Origin of the sequence: Streptomyces fagopyri, assembly GCF_009498275.1 — a bacterium.
Lineage (GTDB): Bacteria > Actinomycetota > Actinomycetes > Streptomycetales > Streptomycetaceae > Streptomyces > Streptomyces fagopyri.
The window spans coordinates 1,657,733-1,681,462 of the sequence record NZ_CP045643.1 but is presented as its reverse complement, the minus strand read 5'-3'; the positions used below and the strand labels follow the sequence as shown (position 1 = coordinate 1,681,462).

Here is a 23,730-nt window from a genome sequence, read left to right as displayed (position 1 = left end):
AAGTCGGCTACACAGCAGGGGAATCCGCCGCCGCCTCGTGCGGCGGCCAGCGTTCGTGCCAGCGCTGGTCGTCCTCCAGCTGGGAGGCCAGCGCTACCAGCAACGGCTCGCTGTGCGCCGGGCCGAGGAGCTGGGCACCGACCGGCAGCCCCTCACCGACGAAACCGGCGGGCACGTTCACACCCGGCCAGCCCAGGATGTTCCACGGCCAGGCGTACGGGCAGGCGGCGATCATGGCCCGATCGGTGTCCAGCCCGCTCATGTTCGCCATCGAACCGACGCGCGGCGGGGGAGCGGCCGTGGTGGGCGCCAGCAGGACGTCGTACGTGTCGAAGAGCGCGCCGATCCGGCGGTGCAGGGTCGCCTCGGCACGCCGGGCCACCCGCAGGGGCGCGCCGGCGAGGAGCCGGCCGAGGCGGGCGGCTTCCAGGGTGCGCGGGTCGAGGAGGTGCGGGTGCGGCGCGTCGCGTACCCGTTCGGCGATACCCGCCGTCGCGCGGGGGACGAACGTGAGCCCGATCCGCCCGTAGCGCGGCTCCGCCTCCTCCACCGTGTGGCCCAGTGCCGCGATCCGCTCCGCGAGCGCCACCACCTTCGCCCGGACGACCGGGTCGAGCCGGGCGGGCACCGCGGTGAACGGCGGCTTCAGCGACAGTGCGATCCGCAGCCGGCCGGGCTCGCGGCCCACCGCGTCGGACACCCGCAGGACGGGCGGGCGGTGCAGGTCGCCGTCGTGGTTGCCGCTCGCCGCGTCCAGGAGCAGCGCCGCGTCCGTCACCGAGCGGGCGAGGGTGCCGTTGACCGTGATGCCCTGGAAGGACTCCGGGCGCGGCCAGGTGGAGATCCGGCCGCGCTGCGGCTTGATCCCGATCAGATGGGTCCAGGAGGCCGGGATACGCACGGAGCCCGCGCCGTCCGAGCCCAGCGCCGCCGGGACCAGACCCGCCGCGACCGCCGCCGCGGAGCCGCCGGAGGAGCCACCGGGGGTGTGGTCGGCGTGCCAGGGATTGCGGGTGGCGCCGAAGGCCGGGCCCTCCGTGAACGGCCACTGGCCGAGTTCGCAGGTGTTGGTCTTGCCGATGACGATCGCCCCGGCCGCGCGCAGCCGGCGTACCGCCTCCCCGTCGCGGGCCTCGGGCGGGAAGACCCCCCGGCAGCCGAACGCGGTCGGTTCCCCGGCCACGTCCATGTCGTCCTTCACCGCCACCGGCACCCCCAGCAGCGGCCTGCGGTGTCCCGCCGCGAGTTCCCGGTCCGCCGCGTCCGCCTCGGCGAGCGCCGCCTCGGCGCGCACCAGACGGAAGGCGTTCAGGGACGGCTGGGTCGCCTCGATCCGGGCCAGCGCCCGTTCGACCAGTTCACGCGAGCTCACCTCGCCCGCGGCGAGGGCGCGGGCACACTCCGCCAGACCTGCGGCACGGTCGTCAGCCATACGGGACACCTCCGAAGGCGCATCGTCCACCGCACGGTAACCGCCCGAGGCGGTATCCCGCACGAGGGACGGAAGTTCCTTCGTGCAAGCGGGTGTTCCTGGCGCGGGGGCCGGGTGGTTCACCCGGCGCCGAGGGGCGTGCGGGGCTTCTGCAAGGATGCGGGGCGTCATGGTGCAGATACCGAATCAGCCCGTCCCGCCGTCGCCCGCACAACGCCCGGTGCCGACGAGCGCCGATGTGGCCCGCCTGGCGGGCGTCTCCCGGGCCACCGTCTCGTACGTACTGAACAACACCAGCGCCGTCCGGATCAGCGAGCCCACGCGCCGCCGCGTCCACGAGGCGGCCAAGGATCTCGGGTACGTTCCGCACGCGGCGGCCCGCAGCCTGCGCGCGGGACACAGCCGGATGGTCCTGATGCCCGCCCCGGCCGTGCCCGTGGGCCCGCTCTACAGCCGGTTCTTCAGCGAGCTGCAGGGGGCGCTGGGCCGTCTGGACTACACCGTCGTCCAGTACGGCAGTGCCGGACTGCACGGCGACGAGGCCGCCCGCGCCTGGGCGGAGCTGCGGCCGGTCGCCGTGCTGGTGCCCGGCAGCGGTCTCGGCCCGCAGGGCGTGGCCGTCCTCAAGCGCTCCGGGGCCCGGGCGGTGGTGACGCTGGGCCCCGAGCGGGTCGAGGGCGCGCACGCGCTCCTCATGGACCACGACCGGGTCGGCCACAGCGCGGGGGTCCATCTGGCGGCCCGCGGCCGGCGCCGCGTCGGTGTGGTGGTGCCCGAGGAACCCGGCCTGGAGATCTTCTCCAGGCCCCGTCTCGAAGGTGTACGCCGGGCCCTGGGCGGCACCGGCGCCACGACGACCGAGTTGCCGCTCGCGTACGAGGAGGAGGCCGCGGCCCGGCTCGCGGCCCGCTGGCGGGAGCTCGGCCTCGACGGTGTGTTCGCCTACAACGACGAGTACGCCATGCTGCTGATGAGGGCGCTCCAGGACGCGGGCATCGCCGTGCCGGAGGAGACGGCCGTCGTCGGCGCGGACGACCTGATGCTCGGGCGGCTGCTGCGGCCCCGGCTCAGCACCGTTCACATCGAGCTGCCGTCCGGTCGGGACCTCGCGGAGCTGGTCGACCGCGCGGTGCGCGAACCCGGCGCGGGGCCCGAGACCCACGAGGTGCTGGGAGCGCGGGTCGTGCACCGCGACTCGAGCTGAGAGAGGCTGGAGCTGGTCGCCGCGCGAAGCCGCGGAGCGGACGCGGCCGGTGTGGACGCGGCCGGTGTGGACCCGGCCGGTGTGGACCGGCCCGCCGTCGAGCGGCCCGGACCGGAGCCGACCGGCCCGACCGGCGCATCCGGGACGAGCCGGCCGCGCGCTTCGCGGCCGACGGCGACCGGCGGCTGTACCTGGGTCCCGTCACGGCCAAGTCCGTGCCGTCGCTGCGCAGTCGTGTCCCTGAGCCGATGCGCCACGGACGGCTCCTCCTCGTCGGGGACGCCGCCCACATCGTGCCGCCGACCGGCGCCGAGGGGGCTCAACCTCGCGGTCTCCGGCGTACGGGTCCCGGCCCGCGGTCTCATCGAGCCGCGCCGCGGCGGGTCCACCAACTCCCGGACCACTACGCACAGTTGTTTCTCGACCGGGTCCGGCGGCCCACCCGCTTCTCGTGCGGCACGACTAGGATGTTGCACGCTCAACCAGATGGGGACGTCTTCGGCCACCGGATCCAGCTCGCCCGGCTCCGCAGGCTCACGACACGCCGCCCGGCGGCCGCGGAACCGGCCGCGCACCACACGGGACTGCCGCCCGGACGGTGAGCCCCGCGTACTGATCAGCGAACGATCGGAGCCCCGACATGCCGCTGCTCGACCCCAGGACCTGGCAGTCCCGCACTCTGGCGGGCGGTGAGCACGCCGTCACCGAGCCCGCCACCGGTGAGAAGCTCGCCACCGTCACCCTCGCCGCCGCCGAGGACGTCACGACGGCCGCGCGGGAGGCCCACGCGGCCCAGGCCGCGTGGGCCGGCACACCGCACTTCGTCCGCGCCGCGGTCCTGCGCAGGGCCGGCGACCTGTTCGCCACGCACGCGGACGAACTGCGCGAGTGGATCGTGCGGGAGTCCGGATCCATTCCCGGCAAGGCCGACTTCGAGCTGCACGTCGCGGCCCAGGAGTGCTACGAGGCCGCCGCCCTCGCCTCCCGCCCCACGGGCCAGATCCTGCCCTCGGAGGCGCCGCGCCTGTCGTACACCCGGCGGGTCCCGGTCGGCGTCGTGGGCGTGATCGCCCCCTTCAACGCCCCGCTCATCCTCTCCATCCGTTCGGTGGCGCCGGCGCTCGCGCTCGGCAACGCGGTGGTGCTGAAGCCCGACCCGCGCACCGCGGTCTGCGGAGGCCTCGCGCTCGCGGCCGTCCTCGCCGAGGCGGGCCTGCCCGAAGGACTGCTGCACGTCCTGCCCGGCGGCGCCGGGACGGGCCGGGCACTGGTGGCCGACCCGCTGGTCCCGGTGATCTCGTTCACCGGCTCGACGGCCGCCGGACGGGCGGTGGGTGAGGCGGCCGGCCGGCTCCTCAAGCGCGCACATCTGGAACTGGGCGGCAACTCGGCCCTCGTCGTGCTGGAGGACGCCGACATCGACGCGGTCATCTCGACGGCGGCCTGGGGCTCGTTCTTCCACCAGGGCCAGATCTGTATGACCACAGGCCGGCACCTCGTCCACGCCTCCCTGTACGAGGAGTACGTCGAACGGCTCGCCGCCAAGGCCGACTCGCTCGCCGTGGGCGACCCCCACCGCGAGCGGGTGCATCTCGGGCCGGTCATCGACAGCGCCCAACTCGCCAAGATCCAGGGGCTGGTGGAGGCCAGCACGGCGCGCGGGGCGAAGCTGGCGGCGGGCGGCACGCACGAGAGGCTGTTCTACCGGCCGACCGTGCTCGCCGGAGTCGACGACACCACGCCCGCGTACGCCGAGGAGGTCTTCGGCCCGGTCGCGCCGGTACGGTCCTTCGCGGACGCCGACGAGGCCGTGGCCCTCGCCTCGGCCGGCCCGTACGGCCTCTCGCTGGGCATCGTCACCCGGGACACCGCGCGCGGCCTGGACCTGGCCGAACGCATCCCGACCGGGATCGCCCACATCAACGACCAGACGGTCAACGACGAGGCGGTCGCCCCGTTCGGCGGCACGGGCGCCTCCGGCACCGGCGCGCGCTTCGGCGGCGAGGCCAACCTGGAGGCCTTCACCGAGGTGCGCTGGACGACCGTACGGGGCGACGTGGCACCGTACCCGTTCTGACCCGCACGCGGGCCCCGGCCGGAACGGCACCGGCCGGGGCCCGCGGTTGGTTCCCCGAGGTCACTCGCCCTGCTGCGCCTGCTGCGCCTGCTGCTCCGCGATCGACTTGCGGACCTCGTCCATGTCCAGCTTCCGGGCCTGTCCGATGACGTCCTCCAGGGCGGCCTCGGGCAGCGCGCCGGGCTGGGAGAAGATCGCGACCTGGTCGCGGACGATCATCAGCGTCGGGATCGACTGGATCTCGAAGGCCGCTGCCAGCTCCGGCTGGGCCTCGGTGTCCACCTTGGCGAAGACCAGGTCGGGGTTGGCCTCGGCGGCCTTCTCGTAGACCGGGGCGAACTGGCGGCACGGCCCGCACCACGAGGCCCAGAAGTCGATCAGGACGAACTCGTTGTCCGTGACCGTCTGGTCGAAGTTCTCCTTGGTCAGCTCCGTCGTCCTGCTCATGGCGTGACTACCTCTTCCTGCTCTCGGGCCTCGGGGTGAAGCCGGTGTGCACAACACCGCCCCCCGGCGGCGTATTCCGCGCGCGTACCCGTGTGGCCACGGCGCACACCAACAACCAGACTGTGCCCATGACGGAAACGGAATCCATCGCCTACGACGTAGTGGTGCTCGGCGCCGGTCCCGTGGGGGAGAACGTCGCCGACCGCGCCCGTGCGGCCGGCCTCTCCACCGCGATCGTGGAGAACGAGCTGGTCGGAGGCGAGTGCTCGTACTGGGCCTGCATGCCCAGCAAGGCCCTCCTGCGCCCGGCCATCGCCCGCGCGGACGCCCGCCGCGTGCCCGGCCTGAGCGCGGCCGTGCAGGGGCCGCTCGACGCCGCCGCGGTGCTCGCCCACCGCGACTACTACACCTCCAACTGGAAGGACGACGGACAGGTCGACTGGCTGAACGGCATCGCGGCCGATCTCTACCGCGGGCACGGGCGTCTCGCCGGGCCGCGCCGGGTGAGCGTCGAGGGCCCGGACGGTGCGGTGCGGTTCCTCACCGCGCGGCACGCGGTCGCCGTGTGTACCGGCACCCGCGCGCTGCTGCCGCACCTGCCCGGACTCGCCGAGGTCAAGCCCTGGACCAGCCGTGAGGCCACCAGCGCCCACGAGGTCCCGGACCGGCTCATCGTGGTCGGCGGCGGTGTGGTCGCCGTCGAGATGGCCACGGCCTGGCAGGCGCTCGGTTCCCGGGTCACCGTCCTGGTCCGCGGCCACGCGCTGCTGCCCAGGATGGAACCGTTCGCCGGTGAGCTGGTCGCCGACGCGCTCAAGGAGTCGGGCGCCGACGTCCGTACCGGCACCTCGGTGACCGGGGTGACGCGCGAGGGGTCGACGGTGGTTGCCCTGACGGACACCGGCGACCGTATCGAGGCGGACGAGATCCTCTTCGCCACCGGCCGGGTGCCCCACACCGAGGACATCGGCCTCGACACGGTGGGCCTGGAACCGGGCTCGTGGCTCGACGTCGACGACAGTCTGCGGGTGACCGGCAGCGAGTGGCTGTACGCCGTCGGCGACGTCAACCACCGCGCGCTCCTCACCCACCAGGGCAAGTACCAGGCGCGGATCGCGGGTGCCGCCATCGCCGCCCGCGCCGCCGGAGTGCCGCTCCTGGAGACCGACCCCTGGGGCGCGCACGCCGCGACCGCCGACCACGCGGCCGTCCCCCAGGTCGTCTTCACCGACCCGGAGGCCGCGGCCGTGGGCCTCTCCCTCGCCGAGGCCGAGAGCGCGGGCCTGCCGGTCCGCGCCGTCGACGTCGACATGTCCTCCGTGGCGGGCGCGGGTCTGTACGCCGACGGCTACCGCGGCAAGGCCCGCATGGTCGTCGACACCGACCGCGAGATCGTGGTCGGCCTCACCCTCGTCGGACCCGGTGTGGGCGAACTCATCCACTCGGCGACGGTCGCGGTCGCCGGCGAGGTCCCGGTCAGCCGCCTGTGGCACGCCGTGCCCTCCTACCCGACGGTGAGCGAGGTGTGGCTGCGGCTGCTGGAGGCGTACCGGGACGCGTGACCGGGGCCGCCACGCCGGTGGCCCCCGCGTCACGCCGGGGCCACCGGCTCAGTTCCAGGTACTCCTCGCTCCACAGGTCCTCGTCCCCGTCCGGGAGCAGCACCCGGTCCGGGCGCAGGGCCCGCAGCGCGCCCTCGTCGTGGGTGACCATGACGATCGCGCCCGGACAGGTGTCCACCGCCGCCAGCACCTCGGCGCGGGAGGCCGGGTCCAGGTTGTTGGTGGGCTCGTCGAGCAGCAGGACGTTGGCGCCGGAGTGGACCAGCCCCGCCAGGGCGAGCCGGGTCTTCTCGCCGCCGGACAGGACGCCGACGCGTTTGTCCGCGTCGTCACCGGTGAACAGGAACGCGCCGAGCACGCTCCGCACCTGCCCGTCGGTGAGGTGCGGGGCGGCCGCGGCCAGATGACCGCGGACCGTGTCCGCGGGGCCGAGCGTGTCGTGCTCCTGCGCGAAGTAGCCGATCCGCAGCCCGTGACCGCGGACCACGCGGCCGCCGTCCGGGGTCTCCCGCCCGGCGAGCAGCCGCAGCAGGGTCGTCTTGCCCGCGCCGTTGGGGCCGAGGACCACCAGCCGGCTGCCCCGGTCGACGGCCAGGTCGACGCCGTCCAGGACGCGGTGGCCGCCGTACGACTTCGTGAGGGCGACCGCACCGAGCGGCGTCCGCCCGCAGGGGGCGGGTTCGGGCAGCCGGATCCGGGCGACCTTGTCCCGTCGCCGGACCGGTGCGAGCTCGGCCAGCAGGCGGTCGGCGCGCCGGGCCATGTTCTTCGCCGCCACCGCCGTCGCGACGTTCGCGCGCATCCGGTCCGCCTGGGCGTTCAGCGCCGCGGCCTTGCGCTCGGCGCCGGCCCGCTCCCGCGCCCGGCGCCGCTCCTCGGAATCCCGCTGGGCCAGGTAGGTGTGCCAGCCCGTGTTGTGGACGTCGAGCGTGGCCCGGTGCGGGTCCAGGTGGAAGACGCGGTTGACGACGGCGGCCAGCAGCGAGGTGTCGTGACTGATCAGGACGAGACCTTCCCGCTGGTTCGCCAGGAAGGAGCGCAGCCAGCCGACCGAGTCCGCGTCCAGGTGGTTCGTCGGCTCGTCCAGGAGCAGTGTGCCGTGGTCCGCGAAGAGGACGCGGGCCAGCTCGGCCCGGCGGCGCTGCCCACCGGACAGGACGCCGAGCGGCTGGTCCAGCACCCGGGTCGGCAGCCCGAGGCCCGCGGCGACCCGGGCCGCCTCCGCCTCGGCCGCGTAGCCTCCGCGCGCCTGGAACTCCGCCTCGGCGCGCGCACAGGCGTCCATCGCGCGCTCGGTCCCGTCGGCCATCGCGGCCTCCGCCGTGCGCAGGGCGCGGACGGCACGGTCCAGGCCGCGCGCCGACAGGATCCGGTCGGTGACCGTGACCTCGGGGTCGGCCGCCCGGGGGTCCTGGGCGAGGTGACGGGGTCGCCCGGTGACCGCGACGGACCCGGCCTCGGGGCGTACCCGTCCCGCGAGGGTGTTCAGAAGGGTGGTCTTGCCCGCGCCGTTGCGGCCGACCAGGCCGATGCGGTCGCCGGGGGAGACGTGGAAGGAGAGGTCGGACAGCAGCAGTCGTGCGCCGACACGCACGTCGACACCGCGCACGGTGATCATGGGAAACACTCCGGGAATCAATCGGCAGAAGGACACACCTGTGGCGTGGAAGCGGGTCCTTGAGCTAACAGATCCGGGGCGTGGACATGTGGTCAGGCTAGCCGGGGCGTTCGGGCCGGCGCCTTTGAATTTCCGGGCGGGGGAGGGAGTTTCGACCGGCGTCGGGGGGGGTGGACCCGAGCGGCGGCCCGACGGGAGACGGGCTCAGGAGCGGACCCCCGTGGACCTCGGCCCCCGCGGACCGCAGCCCGTGACGGCGCACCCCGGCGCCTCAGTCCGGCAGCGCGAAGCCCAGCGCCGCCGCCGCCTCGGCCGGGGTCGGCTGGGTCCAGCGTTCGGCCATCGCCTGGTTCGAGGAGAGCGAGCGCACCTCCGCGCGGTCGAGGTACAGCACACCGTCCAGATGGTCCGTCTCGTGCTGCACGATCCGCGCGGGCCAGCCCGTGAACACCTCGTCGACCGTACGGCCCAGCTCGTCCAGCGCGGTCAGCCGCACCTCGGCGTGCCGGGCCACCACGGCCTGCCAGCCCGGCACGCTCAGACACCCCTCGAAGAACGCCGCCCGGCCCGCGCCGACCCCCTCGTACTCCGGATTCACCAGCACCCGGAACGGCTGCGGCACCCGTCCGCGCACCACCCGTACTTCCTCGGACACCGGCGCCGGATCCTCGATGACCGCGAGCCGCAGCGGCACGCCGACCTGGGGCGCCGCGAGGCCGACCCCCGGCGCCGCGTGCATGGTCGCGCGCAGCGCGGCGACGAATCGGCTCAGCAGCCCCGGATCCAGCTGACCGTCGAACCGTTCGGCGGGGCGGCGCAGCACCGGGTTCCCCGCCGCGACGATGGGCAACGGGCCTTCCCGGTCGAGCAGTTCACCGACCAGGTCGTTCAGCGGGCGGGCGGCGCGGTCACGTTCGGATGCCATCGCGCCAGCATGCCAAGAGGACGCGCCACGTGCGAGTCGGCGCCCCCCGCACCCCACCGATCCGGCTCTGTGACCCACACCACATCACCGGCCGGGAACTCGACGCCCTCCGGTCCCGACTTCTGGACCACCGCCGGCCGGAAGCCCAACTCCCCGGCCCACGGCCCGAGTCCGTCCCCAGGCCCACCGGAGATACCCACCGATGCCCACCGCTCCCACGATCACGACGGACGACACCCCGCGCCCCGTCGCCCCGACCTCCTCCCGAAAAGCCCCCCTGCGCCCCCTGATACTGCGCCTGCACTTCTACGCCGGAGTGCTCGTCGCCCCGTTCCTCCTGGTCGCCGCCGTGACCGGCCTGCTCTACGCCGCCTCGTTCCAGGCCGAGAAGATCGTGTACGCGCACGAGCTGACCGTCCCGGTCGGAGACCGCGAACTGCCGCTCTCCGAACAGGTGGCGGCCGCCCGCAAGGCCCACCCTCGGGGCACGGTCTCCGCCGTACGTCCCTCGCCCGCGGCGGACGCGACGACGAGGGTGCTGCTCTCCGGCGTGCCGGGCGTCGACCCGGACCACACCCTCGCGGTGTTCGTCGACCCGTACACCGCCGAGGTGCGCGGAGCCCTCGAACAGTACGGGTCCACCGGCGCGCTCCCACTGCGCACCTGGATCGACGGGCTCCACGCCAACCTCCAACTCGGCGAGACCGGACGTCTGTACAGCGAACTCGCGGCCAGTTGGCTGTGGGTGATCTCGGGCGGCGGCCTCGTGCTGTGGTTCGGACGCAGGCGCGCCCGGCGCAGGACACGGGGCACGACAGGACGCCGCCGCACGCTGGGCCTGCACGGCACGGTCGGCGTCTGGGCGGCCGCCGGGTTCTTCTTCCTCTCCGCGACCGGACTGACCTGGTCGACGTACGCCGGCGCGAACATCGATGAACTGAGGACCTCCCTCGGGCAGTCGACGCCCTCCGTGTCGGCGGCGGTCGGCGGCGAGCACGCGGGCCACGGCGGCACGGAGTCCGCAGGAGGCGCCCAGGCCGGCCCCGGCGACGTCGACGGGATCCTGCGGGCCGCCCGTTCCGAGGGCCTCGGAGACCCCGTCGAGATCGTCCCGCCCGCCGACGCCGCCTCCGCGTACGTGGTGCGGCAGATCCAGCGGAGCTGGCCCGAGAAGCAGGACGCGGTCGCGGTGGACCCGGCCACCGGCGAGGTCACCGACGTACTGCGGTTCGCCGACCACCCGGTGCTCGCCAAGCTGACCCGCTGGGGCATCGACGCCCACACCGGTGTCCTCTTCGGCCTCGCCAACCAGATCGCCCTGATGGCGCTCGCGCTCTGCCTGATCCTGCTGATCGTGTGGGGCTACCGCATGTGGTGGCAGCGCGGTCGCGCCTCCGCGTTCGGCCGGCCCGTCCCGCGCGGTGCCTGGCAGCAGGTGCCGCCCACGGTCCTCGTCCCGCTGATGGCGGCCGTCGCCGTCCTCGGCTACTTCGTCCCCCTGCTCGGCATCCCGCTCGTGGCGTTCGTCGCCGTCGACGTCCTGCTCGGCGAGATCGCCCACCGGCGGGGCCGGGGCACGCCCGTGGCCAGGTAGCGTGATCGTGGACGCGAACGCCGGAGGGAGACGGACATGGCGCAGCGCAACCGCGAGGTCCCGGACCGGCCTTCCAGACGTCGCGGGCAGGGCGAACTGGAGGGCCAGGTCCTCGGCGCGCTGCGCGAGGCGGACGCCCCGGTGACCGCCGCCTGGGTGCAGGAGAGCCTCGGCGGCGACCTCGCCTACACGACCGTCGTCACCATCCTGACCCGGCTGCTCGCCAAGGACGCGGTGGCCCGTGAACGGCGGGGCCGCTCCTTCGTGTGGCGCCCCACCGCCGACGTCGCGAGTCTCGCCGCGCTCAAGATGCGCCGGCTCCTCGACGGCGAGAGCGACCGGGAGGCGGTCCTCGCCAGCTTCGTCACCGCGCTGCCGCCGGACGACGAACAGGTGCTGCGCACGCTCCTGGAGTCGGCGCACGCGACCGACGCGGCAGGAGTGGCCGGCGATACGGAAGACTGACGTCTCATGGGGGTCTTCGTCTTTCTGCCGCTGGTCCTGCCGCTCAGCGCCTGGCCGGTCGCACGCCTCGCCGAACTGCATCTGCACCCGCGCACGGCCACCCGCCTGCTGACGGCCTTCGCCACCGTCATGGCCGTGTGCAGCACGCTCTGCCTGGCCCTGCTGATGGTCGTCGGAACCGCGCAACTGCCCGGCAACCCGCTGCCGGACGGCTGGTCGGACCCCGAGGTGCGCGCGGCCGTGCCGTACGACGAGATCGCGGGCAAGGCGGCGATCCCGGCCCTGGTGCTCGTCCTCGCGGTCTGCGCGCGGACCCTGTGGCGGCACCACCGGATCGCCCGCGGCGCCCGCCGGGCCCTCACCGGACTGCCCGCCCCGTCGGTGGTCGTGCTCCCCGAGGAGAAGCCCTACGCCTACGCCCTGCCCGGCAGACCTCGTGACCGGGTCGTGGTCACCACCGGCCTGCTGCGGGGCCTGGTCCCGCCCGAGCGCCGCGCCCTCTTCGCGCACGAGCGGGCCCACCTGACCGCCCGCCACCACCGGTATCTGCTCGCCGTACGACTCGCGGCACGCGCCAACCCCTTCCTGGGCCCGCTGCGTACGGCCGTCACCTACACCACGGAGCGCTGGGCGGACGAGGACGCGGCACGGTCGGTGGGAAGCCGCACGGTGGTGGCGCGGGCGATCGGCAAGGCCGCCCTGCTGTCCGGCGCGGACGCGACGCCCGCTTCCGTCGGCACCTCGGGATTTCCGGGGTTCGCGGCGTTCCCGCGGTCCCCGGGGTTTCCGTCCGCGGGTCCCGTGCCGCGCAGGGTCGCCGCCCTGCTGGGTCCCGCGCCCGTGGCCCGCAGCTGGCCGTCGGTGTTCACCTCGGTGGGGCTGGCCGCCTGGGGCGCCGCGGTCGGCACGCTGGTCTCCGCGATGTCCTCCGCGAACTCGGCGGTGACCATGTTCCTGATCCTGTACGCGGCCACGCCTCTCTGACGGTTGTCCCGTGATCCCCGGTGGATCGGCGCGCGGCGTCGGAAGCGGTGCGTCGCGAGGCGGAGGGGCGTCCTCGTGCCGGGTCTGTCCGGGCGACCCCGACGACACGGCGAGGTGCCGCAGCCGTCGTCGTGCGCCCGCCGGGGACTACGGGACAGCCCTCGGGCACGCCGTGCCGGCTCCTACATCCGTGTAGAAACAATGCGGTGGTCAGGGAACCCGTCCGCGAACGGAATCGTTCTCCAGGACACACACCCGACGCGAAGGAGCGCTTCCGTGTCCGCCAGACCGACGGACCCCCCGGGGCACAGTCCCGGACCATCCCGCCCGATCTCTCCTGATCGCGGCACACGGCGGGGTGGTGTTCGATGAGTGCCGTACCGGGCCTCCTGGCCGTCCTCGTCCTGACCGCCGGCACCGGCTATTTCGTCGCCCAGGAATTCGCGTACGTGGCCGCCGACCGCCTGGCGCTGGCACGGGAGGCGGCGGCGGGCGACGAGCGGGCCACCCGCGCCCTGAAGGTGCTGGAGCGGCTGTCGTTCATGCTCTCGGGCGCCCAGCTCGGCATCACCGTGACCGGCCTGGTCGTGGGCTTCCTCGCCGAGCCGTCCGTATCGGCCCTGCTCACGCCCCTCCTGCGGGGTTCCGGCCTCCCGGACGCCGCGGTCACCGGCATCTCGGTCGTCCTCGCCTTCGTCCTGGCGACCGTGCTGCAGATGGTGCTCGGCGAACTGGCACCCAAGAACCTCGCCCTGGCCGTCCCGGAGCGCCTCGCGAAGTCCCTGGCGAACTCGACGCTCACCTATCTCAGGATCGTCGGCCCGGTCGTACGCCTCTTCGACGGCGCGGCCGGCGGACTGCTGCGCAAGGTCGGCGTCGAGCCCGTGGAGGAACTGCGCCACGGCGCGACCCTCGAAGAGCTCGGTCATCTCATCGGTGAGTCCCACGAGCACGGACGACTGCCCCGGGAGACCGCGGACCTCCTCGACCGCACGCTGGAGTTCTCCGACCGCATCCTCGACGAGGTCATGGTGCCGCGCGCCGACGTCGTCTTCGTCCGCGGGGACGCGACAGCCGCGGAGGCCGTCCTCCTGGTCGCCGAGCACGGACACTCGAACCACCCCGTCCTGGGCGACCACCCGGACGACATCACCGCGGTCATCGGCGTACGTGAACTGATGCGGCTGCCGGCCGGCCGGCTCGCGCGGACGACGGCGGGCGCGCTCGGCAGGCGACCGCTGCTGCTCCCGGACACACTGCCGTTGCCGGACGCGGTGACGCAGATGCGCGCGCACGACGACGAGTTCGCCGTCGTCCTCGACGAACACGGCGGTGTGGCGGGCGTCGTCACCTACGAGGACATCGCCGAGGAGCTCGTCGGAGACATCGCGGACGAGACGGACACCGTCAGGGAGATCGCGGTCGCCGACGGCGCGGGCTGGCTCGTGGACGCGGGCCGGCGGCTGGACGAGGTGGCCGAGGCCACCGGCCTCGACCTGCCCGAGGAGGACGACTACGACACCGTGGCGGGCCTCGTCGTGGACCGGCTGGGCCGCTTTCCGGCGGTGGGGGACCGGGTGACGGTCGAGCTGTCCGACGGGCGCCGCGTCTCGGTCGACGTACAGGCCCTCGACCGGCATGTTCCGGAGCGGGTGCGCCTGGAGCGACTGCCGGTCACGGACCGTGAGAAGGAGCGGGCATGACCATCGGGACGGCTCTCTTGGTCACCGTCCTGCTGCTGATCGGCAGCGGGTTCTTCGTGGCCGCCGAATTCGCGCTGGTCGCCGCCAGGCGCCACCGGCTGGAACAGGCCGCGGCGGCCGGACGGCGCGGGGCCGCGGCGGCGCTCGCGGGTACGCGTGAACTGTCGTTGATGCTCGCGGGCGCCCAACTCGGCATCACCGTGTGCACCCTGGGCCTGGGCTCGGTCTCCAAGCCCGCGATCTCACACGAACTGGACCCGATGCTGCACCGGTTGGGCCTGCCCGCCGGGGTGAGCTACGGCGTGTCCTTCGCGCTCGCGATGTTCGTGGTGGTCTTCCTGCACATGGTGCTGGGTGAGATGGCCCCCAAGTCCTGGGCCATCGCGCACCCCGAGCGCTCCGCGATGCTGCTCGCACCGCCCTTCCGGGCGGTGATCCGGATGGTCCGCCCGCTGATCGTGGTGCTCAACAGGATGAGCAACGCGCTGGTGCGGCTCTGCGGGGTCACCCCGCGCGACGAACTGACCTCGGTCCACAACCGCGAGCAACTCACCCAGCTCGTCCAGGAGTCGGAGCGGATCGGCCTGATCAGCAGGAAGGACTCCGTACTGCTCACCCGGTCCCTGACCGAACCGCAGCAGCCGGTCGGCGAGTTCCAGACGCCGGCCGACCGCATCGCCTCGGTGCCCGCGGACGCCTCCGTCGACGCGGTGCTCGCCGTCGCGACGGACAGCGACCGCACCCGGCTGCTCGTCCGGGACGGCGACACCGTCCTGGGCTCGGTGCATGCCCGCGACGCCTTGGTCGCCCGCGCCCGGGGCCGCGCCGCGACAGCCCGCGAACTGGCCCGCCCCGTACCGGAACTGGCTCCGCACGACACGGTCGCCCACGCCGTCGAACAGCTCCGTCTGCGACGCGCCTCACTCGCGGTCGTACGCGACGCGTCGGGCACCCTGACCGGCCTGGTCAGTCTGGACGACGTGCTGGGGCGGTTGATGGAGCCGAGGGCGGTGTGACGGGTGTGGCCGTGACGGATCGACCGGGTGGCGCGAGGGTGACTGTGACCGCGGTGGTGCGACGAGGGCCGGGGCTCCCCGGCGCCGAGTGCCGTGACGGGACCGGTAGCCCGTGGCGCGGAGGCCGGACACCACGACGTGGGCCCGGACACCACGACGTGGGCCCGGACATCACCACGCGGGCCGGACACCACCGTGTCCGGCCCGCGTGCTGAGGCACCGGCCTTTTCCCCCGGCAGCCGGAGGGCCGCTCCCGCGAGCAACTCCGGGAGCGTCCCGTGGCCAGGTGCTCCGCGCGGAGAGGGGCCCCCGGCGCCGGGTTCACCCAGCCGGTGATCAGACCTGCTCGAAGTCGCCCGCGAGGGCCGAGGCGATCCGCAGATGCGACTCGGCCTCGTCCTGGCGCCCCTGGCGCTGGAGCGTGCGTCCCAGCATCAGCCGGGCGTAGTGCTCCACCGGGTCGATTTCCACGAGCGTGCGCAACTCCGTCTCGGCGCGGCGCAGTTGGGCGGAGTGGTAGTACGCACGTGCCAGCAGCAGCCGGGGACCGACCTGCTCCGGCACCTCCTCCACCAGCCCGGCCAGGACCCGCGCCGCCCCGGCGTAGTCCCTGGCGTCGAAGAACATCCGCGCCCGCTCCCAGCGCTCCGCGGCCGTCCCGTGGTCGTAGTACTCCATGTCCACTGCTGACCTCCTTCGAGCGCCTCAACGGAGCGGATTGGTTGAATATTCCACGAATGCGGGTGGGGGGAGGTCCTCCGTGCGTCCGATACCCGTGTCCCCGCCGGAGCCGGAGCCGGAGCCGGAGCCGGAGCCGGACCCGGACCCGGTGGCCTAACGCCCGCGCTGCGCTTCCGCGAGCTCGGCGTCGGCCCGTTCCGTGACGAGGGTCAGCACCCGGCCCGCGGTCGCCAGATCCTCGGCCGGGATGCCGGCGTAGAGCCTGGCCGCGATCTCGCTCCCCTTGGTGCGGATGCGCTCGAACAGCTCGCCGCCGTGCTCGGTCAGCGCCACCTGACCGGCGGCGGGCTCGGCCAGCAGTCCGAGAGCCGTCATCTCGTCGACGGTCCCGCGGGCCGCCGCTTCCTCGATCTTCAGTGCCTCCGTCAAGCGGGCCACGAGCTGGGCACGCGTGACGGTTCCACCCGCGTCCGAGACGGCGCGCAGGGCCACTGACTGGTTGAAGGTGGTCCCGGTGCGGGCCAGCACGGTCTCCAGAACCGCGCGGCTCGCGTAGTGGGCCAGGCCTATGACCTGCCCGTTGACCGGGGGAGTGGTGACGGTCATGACTACTCCTCGTCAGAACGTTGCTGATCGGAATGTCTCTGGGCGGTGGGTGCCTGATCGGAAGGCGTGTGGCGGGAACCCGTCGGGCCGGCGTCGGAGCCGGCGGATCAATCGGCGCGGGGGCCGAGCGATACGCCGAGCAGGGCCGCCAGCTCGCCGCTGAACGCGCGCGTGCGCTCGCCGTCGAGCCCACCCAGGGGATCGAGCAGCTGATCGAGCAGCCCGTGGACCACCCCGATCGCGCGGCGGGCGACCGCCTGCCCGTCCTGTGTGAGCGACAGCCGGACGGCCCGGGGATCGGCCGGATCGCGCGTGCGGTCGACGATGCCGGCCATCTCCAGGGCGCGGGCCAGTTTCGAGACGTAGAGCGGTTCGAGTCCGGTGTGGTCGGCGAGCTGCCGCTGGCTCGGCCGCAGCCCGGCGTGGTGCATCCCGTACAGCGACGCGACCAGCGAGTACTGGGCGTGGGTCAGACCCAGCGGCGCGACCGCCCGGTCGACGGCCACCCGCCACTTCATCGACAGGCGCCAGACGAGGAAACCGGGGGTCGCGTGCTCGAATTCCGAACTCATGCAGAAAACCGTACATGGCTACTATGTACATGGCTACTGTTTTCGGGGAGATCGGACCGACGCCGTAGTCCGCTCCGCCCGTAGTCCGCTCCGCCCGTGGTCCCGGGACCGTCCGGGCGCCCGCGTCGGTTCTGAGCCACGCCCCCGTCCCGCCGGGGGGACGATGACCTGACGGACGGTCCTCGACGGGGCTAGGTTGTGCGCCATGAGCAATCTTGATCGCGACGCAGTTCCCGCCCTGTGCGGTGGCCGCGGGTTCGTGGTGGCCGAGCCGGTGCGTGAACTCCTCAGTCCCCGCCGGGTCAAGCTCGGCGAGTCCACCGAAGTCAGGCGCCTGCTGCCCAACCTTGGCCGCCGCATGATCGGCGCGTGGTGCTTCGTCGATCACTACGGTCCCGACGACATCGCCGACGAGCCGGGCATGCAGGTCCCGCCGCACCCGCACATGGGACTGCAGACCGTCAGCTGGCTGCACGAGGGCGAGGTGCTGCACCGCGACTCCACGGGCAGCCTGCAGACGATCCGCCCGCGGGAACTGGGCCTCATGACCTCCGGCCGCGCCATCAGCCACTCCGAGGAGAGCCCCGAGTCGCACGCCCGCTTCCTGCATGGAGCGCAGCTGTGGGTCGCCCTCCCGGACAGCCACCGGCACACGGACCCGCACTTCGAGCACCACGCCGAGCTGCCCCTCGTCACGGCACCCGGCGTCAAGGCCACGCTCATCCTGGGCACCGTCGACGGCACGACCTCGCCCGGCACGACGTACAGCCCCATCGTCGGTGCCGACCTGGCCCTGACGAGCGGCGCCGACGTACGCCTGCCGCTGGAGCCCGACTTCGAGTACGCCGTGCTGTCCATGTCGGGCGAGGCCCACGTCGACGGCGTACCGGTGCTGCCGGGCTCGATGCTCTACCTCGGCTGCGGTCGCACCGAACTGCCCCTGCGCGCCGCGTCGGACGCGTCCCTCATGCTCCTCGGCGGCGAGCCGTTCGAGGAGGAGCTGATCATGTGGTGGAACTTCATCGGGCGGTCCGGCGAGGACATCGCACAAGCACGTTCGGACTGGATGTCCGGGTCGAGGTTCGGCGAGGTGAAGGGCTACGACGGTGGTCCGCTGGCCGCTCCCGAACTGCCGCCGGGGCCGCTGAAGCCCCGAGGGCGAGTGCGCTGACCCGCGTGGACAACCGGAACGTGTGGGCTCGGAGTCCTTCCGGCCACCCCGCTCGCCCCGGCATCGCGCGCACGGTGTCGCGGTAGCGGCCGACGACAGCCGAGGCCGGTGTCGGGGGTGCCGTCGTGTCGTCGTCGAGGACGGCCGGCCCGCGTGATCGGGGCGCCTGTCCGCACGGGCCCGGGGTACCCGGCTCCTGTACGGATCTGAGCGGCCAACGGCAAGGGGAGTGAAGGCACAGTGGCAGTCAAGGCCATGGGCTGGGCGCACTCGTTCGCGGTGTCGGGAGGCGTGCGGACCGGACGGCAGTGGACACGCGACCATCTCAGGTCCCTGCCATGGTCCGCCGAAGAGCCCGACACGGCGGACGCGGTCGTCCTCTGCGTGTCCGAACTGCTCACCAACGCCCACGTCCACGCCCGCAGCGACGCCCACCTCGTCCTCACCTGGGACGGTGACTGCCTGCATGTGAGCGTCCACGACGAGGACCCCACCCTGCCCCGCCCCCGCGACCCGGAGGCCGGTGCGACGTCCGGACGGGGAATGGGCATAGTGAGCACCCTGGCGGACGACTGGAGCATGAAGTGCCAGCGGCACGGCAAGACCGTGACCGCGTGCTTCCGCCCGGCCGCCGCCCACCGGGAGAACGCCCCCGGCAACCCGTGACGGGCGCGGGCGCTCCCGCGTCGGACGGCGGAATGCGGTGAGGCGTACTCATCCCCTCGCGGCCCCGGTCGCGCACGCCGTCGTCACGGGCATCCAGAAGGGCGGCGGTCCCACGGCGTGTGCGGCCCGCCGGACACTCCCGGTCCGGCCTCCGGCCGATCCGGACTTCCTGGGCGCTCGAACAACTCCTCACCGAACGGGGCCTGATCGACCCGAAGATGATGGACGGCATCATCACCACCTACGAGGCCGGCGTGAGCCCGCTCAACGGGGCCAAGGTCGTCGCGAAGGCGTGGACCGACCCGGAGTAGCGGCGGCGGCTGCTCGACGACGGCACCGCCGCTACTCCGGGGAACTGGGCTTCTCGGGGCAGCAGGGAGAGCACATCGTCGTCGTGGAGAACACCGCGACCACCTACAACGTGGTGGTCTGCACGCTGTGTTCGTGCTACCCGTGGCCGGTGCTCGGCCTGCCGCCGAGCCGGTACAAAGACCCCGCGTACCGCGCGAGGATCGTCCGGGAGCCGCGTACGGTGCTTGCCGAGATGGGACTCGACCTCCCCGACGACGTGCGGATCACCGTACGTGATTCCACGAGCGAGGTGCGCTGGCTGGTACTGCCCCAACGCCCGCCCGGCACCGAGCGCTTGTCCGAGGAGGAACTCGTGCCGCTGGTGACGAGGGACGCGATGGTGGGCGTGGCGAAGGTCGACGGCCCGTGAGCGCGCCGCTGGGCGTCGAGGGCCCGGGCGCACCGCCCCGCTCCAGCGGCGAGTTGGTGTTCGGCGAGCCGTGGGAGAGCCGCGCCTTCGGCATGGCCGTCAGCCTGTACGAAGCGGGCGCGTTCACCTGGCCGCGGTTCCGGGCCGCGCTGATCGCCCGGATCGCCGCCTGGGAGGACGCGTCGACGGGCGAGGAACGCTACGACTACCACCTCCTCTGGCTGGAGGCTCTGGAGGACGTGCTCGTCGACCTGCGCGCCGTGTCCGCCGACGAGGTCACCGTACGCGTCGCGGCCCTGGCGCGACGCCCCGAGGGCCACGACCACCGTCGCGATCAGGACCGTCCAGCCACCTCTTGGGAGACGGAGGGGGAGCCGGGCGCGGGGGCCGGACCTGACCGGAACGGCGACCGCTTCGCCGGCCGGGCCGGGCACCACCTGCCCGTGGACGAGGCGAAGGACCGGGCCTAGAAATTTCCTTAGGGTGTCCCGGCCTGCCCATGAGGACCACCGTGTCGCCTCGCATACTGCGTTGAGCCGATTTAATTTAGCGCGCAACGACCTGTTCATGGGCACCTGAGGTTTCATGTGCCTCCATGATCGAGGAGCATGGTGGATCTGACCATTCCGCGAAACGAGAAGGCGCCCCACGTCCTTCACCCTCCCGCGAACGACCGGCAGGTCGGTCATGAGGTTCCGTCCCCCCTCGCTCCCCTCGCGAGAAGGCCGGTCCTCGCCGTCGCCGGAACCGTCGTCGTCGTTCTCCTGCTGGTGAGCGACAGATTCGGCTTCTTCAGCGACGAGTTGTACTTCATCGCCGCCGGAAAGCGTCCCGCCTGGGGATACGTCGACCAGCCACCCCTCGTGCCCCTGCTGGCCCAGGGAATCGAATACCTCACCAACGGTTCGCTGGTGGCCCTGCGTCTGCTGCCGGCTCTTGCCGCCGGCGGGGGAGTGGTGGTGTCGGCGCTCGCGGCACGGGAGCTGGGCGGCCGACGGACCGCCCAGGTCCTCGCCGCCGTCGTCTACGCGGTGACTCCGGCCACCCTGATGACCGGCCACGTCCTCGCGACCGGCGGTCTCGACATCAACCTGGCCGCCTGCACGGCCTGGCTGCTCATCCGGTGGATCCGGCTGCGGGACGACCGCGTGTTCCTGGCGATCGCCCTCGTCACCGCCGTGGAGCTGCAGGTCAAGTTCGTCAGCGCGAGCTTCTGGGTCGTCTTCGTCCTCTGCGCCCTGGTCTTCGGGCCCAGGGGCATCGTGCGGCGCCCCAAGTTCTGGATCGGCGCGGGCATCGTGGCCGCCGCGGCCGTCCCCGGCCTCGTGTGGCAGGCACAACACGGCTGGCCCCAGGTCGACATGACCAAGGTGATCGCCAAGGAGGTCGAGGACGCCGGAGCAGGCGGCTTCGGTTTCATCGCCGCCGTCCTGTCCATCTGCGGCATCGCGGGATCGATCTTCCTCGTGCACGGCATGGTGAAACTGATCGGACGGTCGGCCCGCCGCGACTACCGCGTCCTCGGCTGGAGCGTTCTGGGCATCGCGCTCACCTACGCGCTCACCGACGGCCGCGCGTACTACCTCGCCGGTTACCTGGTCATTCCCCTGGCCGCAGCGGCGGTCGACTTCGCGGGGAAGACGTCCCGTCGCCCGTGGAAGTGGATCGCCGTTCCCGTCTCCCTCCTCTCCCTCGCGCTCGTACCGGTCATGCTTCCGATGTATCCCGACTCCGCGCTGAAGCGGATGCCGGACGGCCTGTCGAAGGACATGGTCGGGTGGCCGGAGATGGCGGACACCGTGGCCGGCATCTACAGCTCCCTGCCCGGCAGCACCCGCGAGAACACGGCTGTCGTCACCGACGGCTACCAACAGGCCAGCGCCCTGGACCGCTACGGTCCCGCTCGTCACCTTCCCCCGGCGTACAGCGGTCATCGGGGCTACTGGTACTTCGGACGCCCGGCGGACAGCGTGACGAGCGTCATCTACGTCGGCGCGGACAAGCCGTACCTGGACGGGTTCTTCGAGAGCGTCCGCAGGGTCGGTACGGTCGACAACCACCTGCACGTGCCCAACCTGAACCGGGGGCAGGCCATTTGGCTGTGCCGGGGCCCGCGGCACCCCTGGCCGCAGCTCTGGCCGCGCTTCTACCACCTCACCGCGGTCACCCTGCGAGGAGAAGACGTCCCGGCGAAGTGAACTCCCCGCACGTCGGCGGGTGTTGTCATCCGTGCCGTCCCATGTCCCGAACGGGTGACGTGGGACGGCACGGACATGCCGCCCCCGCGGCCGGCGTCCCGGTGCCGGGTCTCGACACCGGGTAGCCGCCCGCGCGGCCTGACGCCGACGCTCACGCCGACCGCGGACACGGCCCCGCCCGTCACCGCTTCGGCCGTCGAACCCATCCGCCCGCCCCGGATGTGTCAGGGCGCGAAAATGGGCTATGCGGAATATATGGTTCGTATGGGTTGTGCGGTGATGGCCGAGAGGGCCGGGCCCGCCACCCTCGTCGAGCGCATGGCCACGGCGGAGCGGACCGGCTTCGGCCGCGCCGTCATCTCCGACCGATCCTGCGCCCGGCCGGAGAGGCCGGGGCCACGCGCCTCACGCGTGGAGCGTGCTCGACGCCGCCCGGAAGAAGAGCGAGGACACTGTGAACGACACATCGACATCGGCCGGCCAGGCCGCCACCCCCGACCTGGTACAGGTCGTCCTGGGATCCTGTTCCGTCGAGGACGCCGACACCGTGCTCCGGACCCTGGGTGCGCGGTTGACGCCCGAAGGCGGACACGACGAGCCGCATCACGACACGGGGGTCCGCGTGGACACCTGGACAGCGGCCTTCGCTGTCCCGCACGGCGCCGTACTCTCCCCGGACGTCTCCCTGGCCGGGACCGTTCTCGTGGACCTTCAGGGTGGCCCGGTGGCCGTCGGTCATATGTGCGAGGCGCTCGCTTCTGCGTTCGACGTACAGATCGCCGGGTCGGTGTCCGGAGACCAGGAGATCGACATGCAGGTGACGCTCACGAACGCCTGACGGCTCGACGCCTGACGGCCGGACGCGGTGGCCGGCCTCAGCGCCGCAGGTGGCGGTCGTAGTAGGCGCCGATGATCCGGTGGTACTCCGCGTCGCGGAGGTGTTTGTCCTCGTTGAATCCGGGAGCGCCCTCGATCTGTTCCCGCGTGAGCCCGATGTAGATCTTCTGGCCGTCCGTGTCCATACCCCGGATTACTCCGGCGGGGAGCAGGCACAGTTTTCCGAAGAGCCATGTACTGGTGTTCACCACGAGGTACGCGGCTTCGGTGCCTTCAATGAATTCGGCGTCCTCGAAATGCTTCTCGACCTTACCGACGCTCCCGTCCGTCGCTTCGACCTTGAAGCCGTCCAGGCTTGTACCGGCCGTGTATCCGGCATTCTCAGGGTATTCCCAGACCGTCGCGCTCATGACGAGTTCCATCCCTTCGTCGGCAGGTGAAGAGGGCCGCGGAGGGCGGAATGCGCGCCGCTCGCCCACCGCCCCCATTGCGGATGCCCGACCGCCACGACCCCAAACTGCACCGCGCGGGAGAGTGACTGGTCGCGATCTCATCGGGGAGGGCTCGGGCGGAGTCGCGGCCGACCGCCGGATTCGGTGGGTGTGGGGACCGGTCCCGGGGGCACTCGCCTTTTCGAGGGTCCGGAAGATCCAGAAGCGCAAAGGCTGTTGAATTTCGGATCGTTGTCGAAATATGAAGGGGTTTTTCATGTCTGACAATGTGTGGGGATACCGCGAGACGTCCGGCCGTCTTGAAGGCGCCGTCCTGACGGGTTACAAGGTCGAGGCCGTGGACGGTTCCATCGGCAAGGTCGACAAGCACTCGGACGAGGTCGACTCCTCCTACCTCGTGGTCGACACCGGCCCGTGGATCTTCGGCAAGGAAGTTCTTCTGCCGGCGGGCACGGTCAACCGCGTCGACGTGGACGACCAGAAGATCTACGTCGACCAGACCAAGGAGCAGATCAAGAACGCTCCCGAGTTCGACAGGCAGAAGCACCTGGGCGACGCCGACTACCACCGGCAGCTGGGTGGCTATTACGGCGGCCCGCAGGGCTTCTGACGGGGCGGCGCCGCGACGTTTTCGGGGCGGGGGCGACAACCGGGACGGTTGTCGCCCCCGCCCTCGCGCGTGGTGGACGGTTGTCCACCCGGCCCGGCCTTTCCTCATCGGTCCGATATGTGCTGGTCGCACGTTCCCCCATCGCCTCCGACACCCTCCGCACCCCGGCCCGGGTCATCGCCCTCTTCG

The 23,730-nt window shown here is 72.6% G+C and carries 23 protein-coding genes and 1 pseudogene; 16 read left to right on the top strand and 8 right to left on the bottom strand.

Going from position 1 to position 23,730, the window contains the following annotated elements:
- Window positions 1-7: 7 nt before the first annotated feature.
- The gene (locus GFH48_RS07170) at window positions 8-1,432 is read right to left on the bottom strand and encodes an amidase (RefSeq protein WP_153287453.1); all 1,425 of its coding nucleotides are present in this window, start codon (window positions 1,430-1,432) and stop codon (window positions 8-10) included.
- A gap of 169 nt (window positions 1,433-1,601) precedes the next feature.
- On the opposite strand from GFH48_RS07170, the gene GFH48_RS07165 reads away from it, so the two are divergent.
- From GFH48_RS07165 to GFH48_RS07155, 3 genes are read left to right on the top strand one after another with little or no spacing between them, the layout of a single operon-like run.
- Window positions 1,602-2,636 (top strand): LacI family DNA-binding transcriptional regulator, encoded by a 1,035-nt coding sequence (locus tag GFH48_RS07165; protein WP_153287452.1) that lies wholly within the window; start codon window positions 1,602-1,604, stop codon window positions 2,634-2,636.
- Window positions 2,633-3,238 (top strand): FAD-dependent monooxygenase, encoded by a 606-nt coding sequence (locus GFH48_RS07160; RefSeq protein WP_322747024.1) that lies wholly within the window; start codon window positions 2,633-2,635, stop codon window positions 3,236-3,238. Before GFH48_RS07165 ends, GFH48_RS07160 begins: the two co-directional genes overlap by 4 nt.
- A gap of 38 nt (window positions 3,239-3,276) precedes the next feature.
- Entirely contained in the window at window positions 3,277-4,713 is a 1,437-nt protein-coding gene (locus GFH48_RS07155; protein WP_153287451.1) for an aldehyde dehydrogenase family protein, read from the top strand.
- 60 nt (window positions 4,714-4,773) lie between these two features.
- On the opposite strand, the gene trxA is transcribed toward GFH48_RS07155, so the two are convergent.
- Window positions 4,774-5,160 carry a thioredoxin gene (trxA, locus tag GFH48_RS07150; protein ID WP_153287450.1) on the bottom strand — a complete coding sequence of 129 codons (387 nt, stop codon included), beginning with the start codon at window positions 5,158-5,160 and terminating at the stop codon, window positions 4,774-4,776.
- Window positions 5,161-5,288: 128 nt separating this feature from the next.
- Here trxA and GFH48_RS07145 point away from each other — a divergent pair, with 128 nt between their 5' ends.
- The gene (locus GFH48_RS07145) at window positions 5,289-6,722 is read left to right on the top strand and encodes a dihydrolipoyl dehydrogenase family protein (RefSeq protein ID WP_153287449.1); all 1,434 of its coding nucleotides are present in this window, start codon (window positions 5,289-5,291) and stop codon (window positions 6,720-6,722) included.
- Here the strand turns inward: GFH48_RS07145 and GFH48_RS07140 are convergent.
- Both GFH48_RS07140 and GFH48_RS07135 read right to left on the bottom strand, forming a co-directional pair.
- A complete protein-coding gene (locus GFH48_RS07140; protein ID WP_153287448.1) occupies window positions 6,637-8,340 on the bottom strand; it encodes an ABC-F family ATP-binding cassette domain-containing protein in 1,704 nt (567 codons plus the stop codon). The genes GFH48_RS07145 and GFH48_RS07140 overlap by 86 nt on opposite strands.
- Before the next feature lie 271 nt (window positions 8,341-8,611).
- On the bottom strand, window positions 8,612-9,265 hold the full coding sequence (locus tag GFH48_RS07135; protein WP_153287447.1) for a peptide deformylase: 654 nt from the start codon (window positions 9,263-9,265) through the stop codon (window positions 8,612-8,614).
- A 202-nt stretch (window positions 9,266-9,467) separates the two neighbouring features.
- Here GFH48_RS07135 and GFH48_RS07130 point away from each other — a divergent pair, with 202 nt between their 5' ends.
- The 5 genes from GFH48_RS07130 (at window position 9,468) to GFH48_RS07110 (ending at window position 15,027) form a co-directional block, all read left to right on the top strand.
- Entirely contained in the window at window positions 9,468-10,859 is a 1,392-nt protein-coding gene (locus tag GFH48_RS07130) for a PepSY-associated TM helix domain-containing protein (RefSeq protein ID WP_153287446.1), read from the top strand.
- A gap of 36 nt (window positions 10,860-10,895) precedes the next feature.
- A complete protein-coding gene (locus GFH48_RS07125; RefSeq protein ID WP_153287445.1) occupies window positions 10,896-11,324 on the top strand; it encodes a BlaI/MecI/CopY family transcriptional regulator in 429 nt (142 codons plus the stop codon).
- A gap of 6 nt (window positions 11,325-11,330) precedes the next feature.
- Complete coding sequence (locus tag GFH48_RS07120) at window positions 11,331-12,308, top strand: M56 family metallopeptidase (RefSeq protein WP_153287444.1); 978 nt, start codon at window positions 11,331-11,333, stop codon at window positions 12,306-12,308.
- Between the two features lie 368 nt (window positions 12,309-12,676).
- A complete protein-coding gene (locus tag GFH48_RS07115) occupies window positions 12,677-14,011 on the top strand; it encodes a hemolysin family protein (RefSeq protein ID WP_153287443.1) in 1,335 nt (444 codons plus the stop codon).
- Window positions 14,008-15,027 carry a CNNM domain-containing protein gene (locus GFH48_RS07110; RefSeq protein ID WP_153287442.1) on the top strand — a complete coding sequence of 340 codons (1,020 nt, stop codon included), beginning with the start codon at window positions 14,008-14,010 and terminating at the stop codon, window positions 15,025-15,027. The genes GFH48_RS07115 and GFH48_RS07110 overlap by 4 nt, the downstream gene beginning before the upstream one ends.
- A 336-nt stretch (window positions 15,028-15,363) precedes the next feature.
- On the opposite strand, the gene GFH48_RS07105 is transcribed toward GFH48_RS07110, so the two are convergent.
- From GFH48_RS07105 to GFH48_RS07095, 3 genes are all read right to left on the bottom strand, one after another.
- On the bottom strand, window positions 15,364-15,711 hold the full coding sequence (locus GFH48_RS07105; RefSeq protein ID WP_153287441.1) for a tetratricopeptide repeat protein: 348 nt from the start codon (window positions 15,709-15,711) through the stop codon (window positions 15,364-15,366).
- Window positions 15,712-15,861: 150 nt separating this feature from the next.
- Window positions 15,862-16,314: a MarR family winged helix-turn-helix transcriptional regulator gene (locus GFH48_RS07100; RefSeq protein WP_153287440.1), complete on the bottom strand. Its 453-nt coding sequence runs from the start codon at window positions 16,312-16,314 to the stop codon at window positions 15,862-15,864.
- 107 nt (window positions 16,315-16,421) lie between these two features.
- Window positions 16,422-16,886, bottom strand: coding sequence for a MarR family winged helix-turn-helix transcriptional regulator (locus GFH48_RS07095; protein ID WP_153287439.1), 465 nt, complete (start codon window positions 16,884-16,886; stop codon window positions 16,422-16,424).
- Window positions 16,887-17,091: 205 nt separating this feature from the next.
- Here GFH48_RS07095 and GFH48_RS07090 point away from each other — a divergent pair, with 205 nt between their 5' ends.
- The 6 genes and pseudogenes from GFH48_RS07090 to GFH48_RS07065 all read left to right on the top strand — a co-directional run bounded on the left by GFH48_RS07090 (window position 17,092) and on the right by GFH48_RS07065 (window position 22,480).
- Window positions 17,092-18,057: a pirin family protein gene (locus tag GFH48_RS07090; RefSeq protein ID WP_153287438.1), complete on the top strand. Its 966-nt coding sequence runs from the start codon at window positions 17,092-17,094 to the stop codon at window positions 18,055-18,057.
- Window positions 18,058-18,297: 240 nt separating this feature from the next.
- A complete protein-coding gene (locus GFH48_RS07085) occupies window positions 18,298-18,723 on the top strand; it encodes an ATP-binding protein (RefSeq protein WP_153287437.1) in 426 nt (141 codons plus the stop codon).
- Between the two features lie 119 nt (window positions 18,724-18,842).
- Window positions 18,843-19,444, top strand: a pseudogene (nthA, locus tag GFH48_RS07080) (nitrile hydratase subunit alpha).
- A complete protein-coding gene (locus GFH48_RS07075) occupies window positions 19,441-19,914 on the top strand; it encodes a nitrile hydratase accessory protein (protein ID WP_153287436.1) in 474 nt (157 codons plus the stop codon). Before nthA ends, GFH48_RS07075 begins: the two are co-directional and overlap by 4 nt.
- A gap of 138 nt (window positions 19,915-20,052) precedes the next feature.
- Complete coding sequence (locus GFH48_RS07070) at window positions 20,053-21,642, top strand: glycosyltransferase family 39 protein (protein WP_153287435.1); 1,590 nt, start codon at window positions 20,053-20,055, stop codon at window positions 21,640-21,642.
- Window positions 21,643-22,096: 454 nt separating this feature from the next.
- Window positions 22,097-22,480: a hypothetical protein gene (locus GFH48_RS07065; protein WP_153287434.1), complete on the top strand. Its 384-nt coding sequence runs from the start codon at window positions 22,097-22,099 to the stop codon at window positions 22,478-22,480.
- Between the two features lie 37 nt (window positions 22,481-22,517).
- On the opposite strand, the gene GFH48_RS07060 is transcribed toward GFH48_RS07065, so the two are convergent.
- A complete protein-coding gene (locus tag GFH48_RS07060; RefSeq protein WP_153287433.1) occupies window positions 22,518-22,889 on the bottom strand; it encodes a PRC-barrel domain containing protein in 372 nt (123 codons plus the stop codon).
- A gap of 298 nt (window positions 22,890-23,187) precedes the next feature.
- On the opposite strand from GFH48_RS07060, the gene GFH48_RS07055 reads away from it, so the two are divergent.
- Entirely contained in the window at window positions 23,188-23,541 is a 354-nt protein-coding gene (locus GFH48_RS07055; RefSeq protein WP_153287432.1) for a PRC-barrel domain-containing protein, read from the top strand.
- Window positions 23,542-23,730 lie beyond the last annotated feature (189 nt).

What these genes read in the sequence shown, in the direction of transcription:
- GFH48_RS07170 (WP_153287453.1), bottom strand. Translation starts at nt 1,432, where the DNA reads ATGGCTGACGACCGTGCCGCAGGTCTGGCGGAGTGTGCCCGCGCCCTC.
- GFH48_RS07165 (WP_153287452.1), top strand. Translation starts at nt 1,602, where the DNA reads ATGGTGCAGATACCGAATCAGCCCGTCCCGCCGTCGCCCGCACAACGC.
- GFH48_RS07155 (WP_153287451.1), top strand. Translation starts at nt 3,277, where the DNA reads ATGCCGCTGCTCGACCCCAGGACCTGGCAGTCCCGCACTCTGGCGGGC.
- trxA (WP_153287450.1), bottom strand. Translation starts at nt 5,160, where the DNA reads ATGAGCAGGACGACGGAGCTGACCAAGGAGAACTTCGACCAGACGGTC.
- GFH48_RS07145 (WP_153287449.1), top strand. Translation starts at nt 5,289, where the DNA reads ATGACGGAAACGGAATCCATCGCCTACGACGTAGTGGTGCTCGGCGCC.
- GFH48_RS07140 (WP_153287448.1), bottom strand. Translation starts at nt 8,340, where the DNA reads ATGATCACCGTGCGCGGTGTCGACGTGCGTGTCGGCGCACGACTGCTG.
- GFH48_RS07135 (WP_153287447.1), bottom strand. Translation starts at nt 9,265, where the DNA reads ATGGCATCCGAACGTGACCGCGCCGCCCGCCCGCTGAACGACCTGGTC.
- GFH48_RS07130 (WP_153287446.1), top strand. Translation starts at nt 9,468, where the DNA reads ATGCCCACCGCTCCCACGATCACGACGGACGACACCCCGCGCCCCGTC.
- GFH48_RS07125 (WP_153287445.1), top strand. Translation starts at nt 10,896, where the DNA reads ATGGCGCAGCGCAACCGCGAGGTCCCGGACCGGCCTTCCAGACGTCGC.
- GFH48_RS07120 (WP_153287444.1), top strand. Translation starts at nt 11,331, where the DNA reads ATGGGGGTCTTCGTCTTTCTGCCGCTGGTCCTGCCGCTCAGCGCCTGG.
- GFH48_RS07115 (WP_153287443.1), top strand. Translation starts at nt 12,677, where the DNA reads ATGAGTGCCGTACCGGGCCTCCTGGCCGTCCTCGTCCTGACCGCCGGC.
- GFH48_RS07110 (WP_153287442.1), top strand. Translation starts at nt 14,008, where the DNA reads ATGACCATCGGGACGGCTCTCTTGGTCACCGTCCTGCTGCTGATCGGC.
- GFH48_RS07100 (WP_153287440.1), bottom strand. Translation starts at nt 16,314, where the DNA reads ATGACCGTCACCACTCCCCCGGTCAACGGGCAGGTCATAGGCCTGGCC.
- GFH48_RS07095 (WP_153287439.1), bottom strand. Translation starts at nt 16,886, where the DNA reads ATGAGTTCGGAATTCGAGCACGCGACCCCCGGTTTCCTCGTCTGGCGC.
- GFH48_RS07090 (WP_153287438.1), top strand. Translation starts at nt 17,092, where the DNA reads ATGAGCAATCTTGATCGCGACGCAGTTCCCGCCCTGTGCGGTGGCCGC.
- GFH48_RS07070 (WP_153287435.1), top strand. Translation starts at nt 20,053, where the DNA reads ATGGTGGATCTGACCATTCCGCGAAACGAGAAGGCGCCCCACGTCCTT.
- GFH48_RS07060 (WP_153287433.1), bottom strand. Translation starts at nt 22,889, where the DNA reads ATGAGCGCGACGGTCTGGGAATACCCTGAGAATGCCGGATACACGGCC.
- GFH48_RS07055 (WP_153287432.1), top strand. Translation starts at nt 23,188, where the DNA reads ATGTCTGACAATGTGTGGGGATACCGCGAGACGTCCGGCCGTCTTGAA.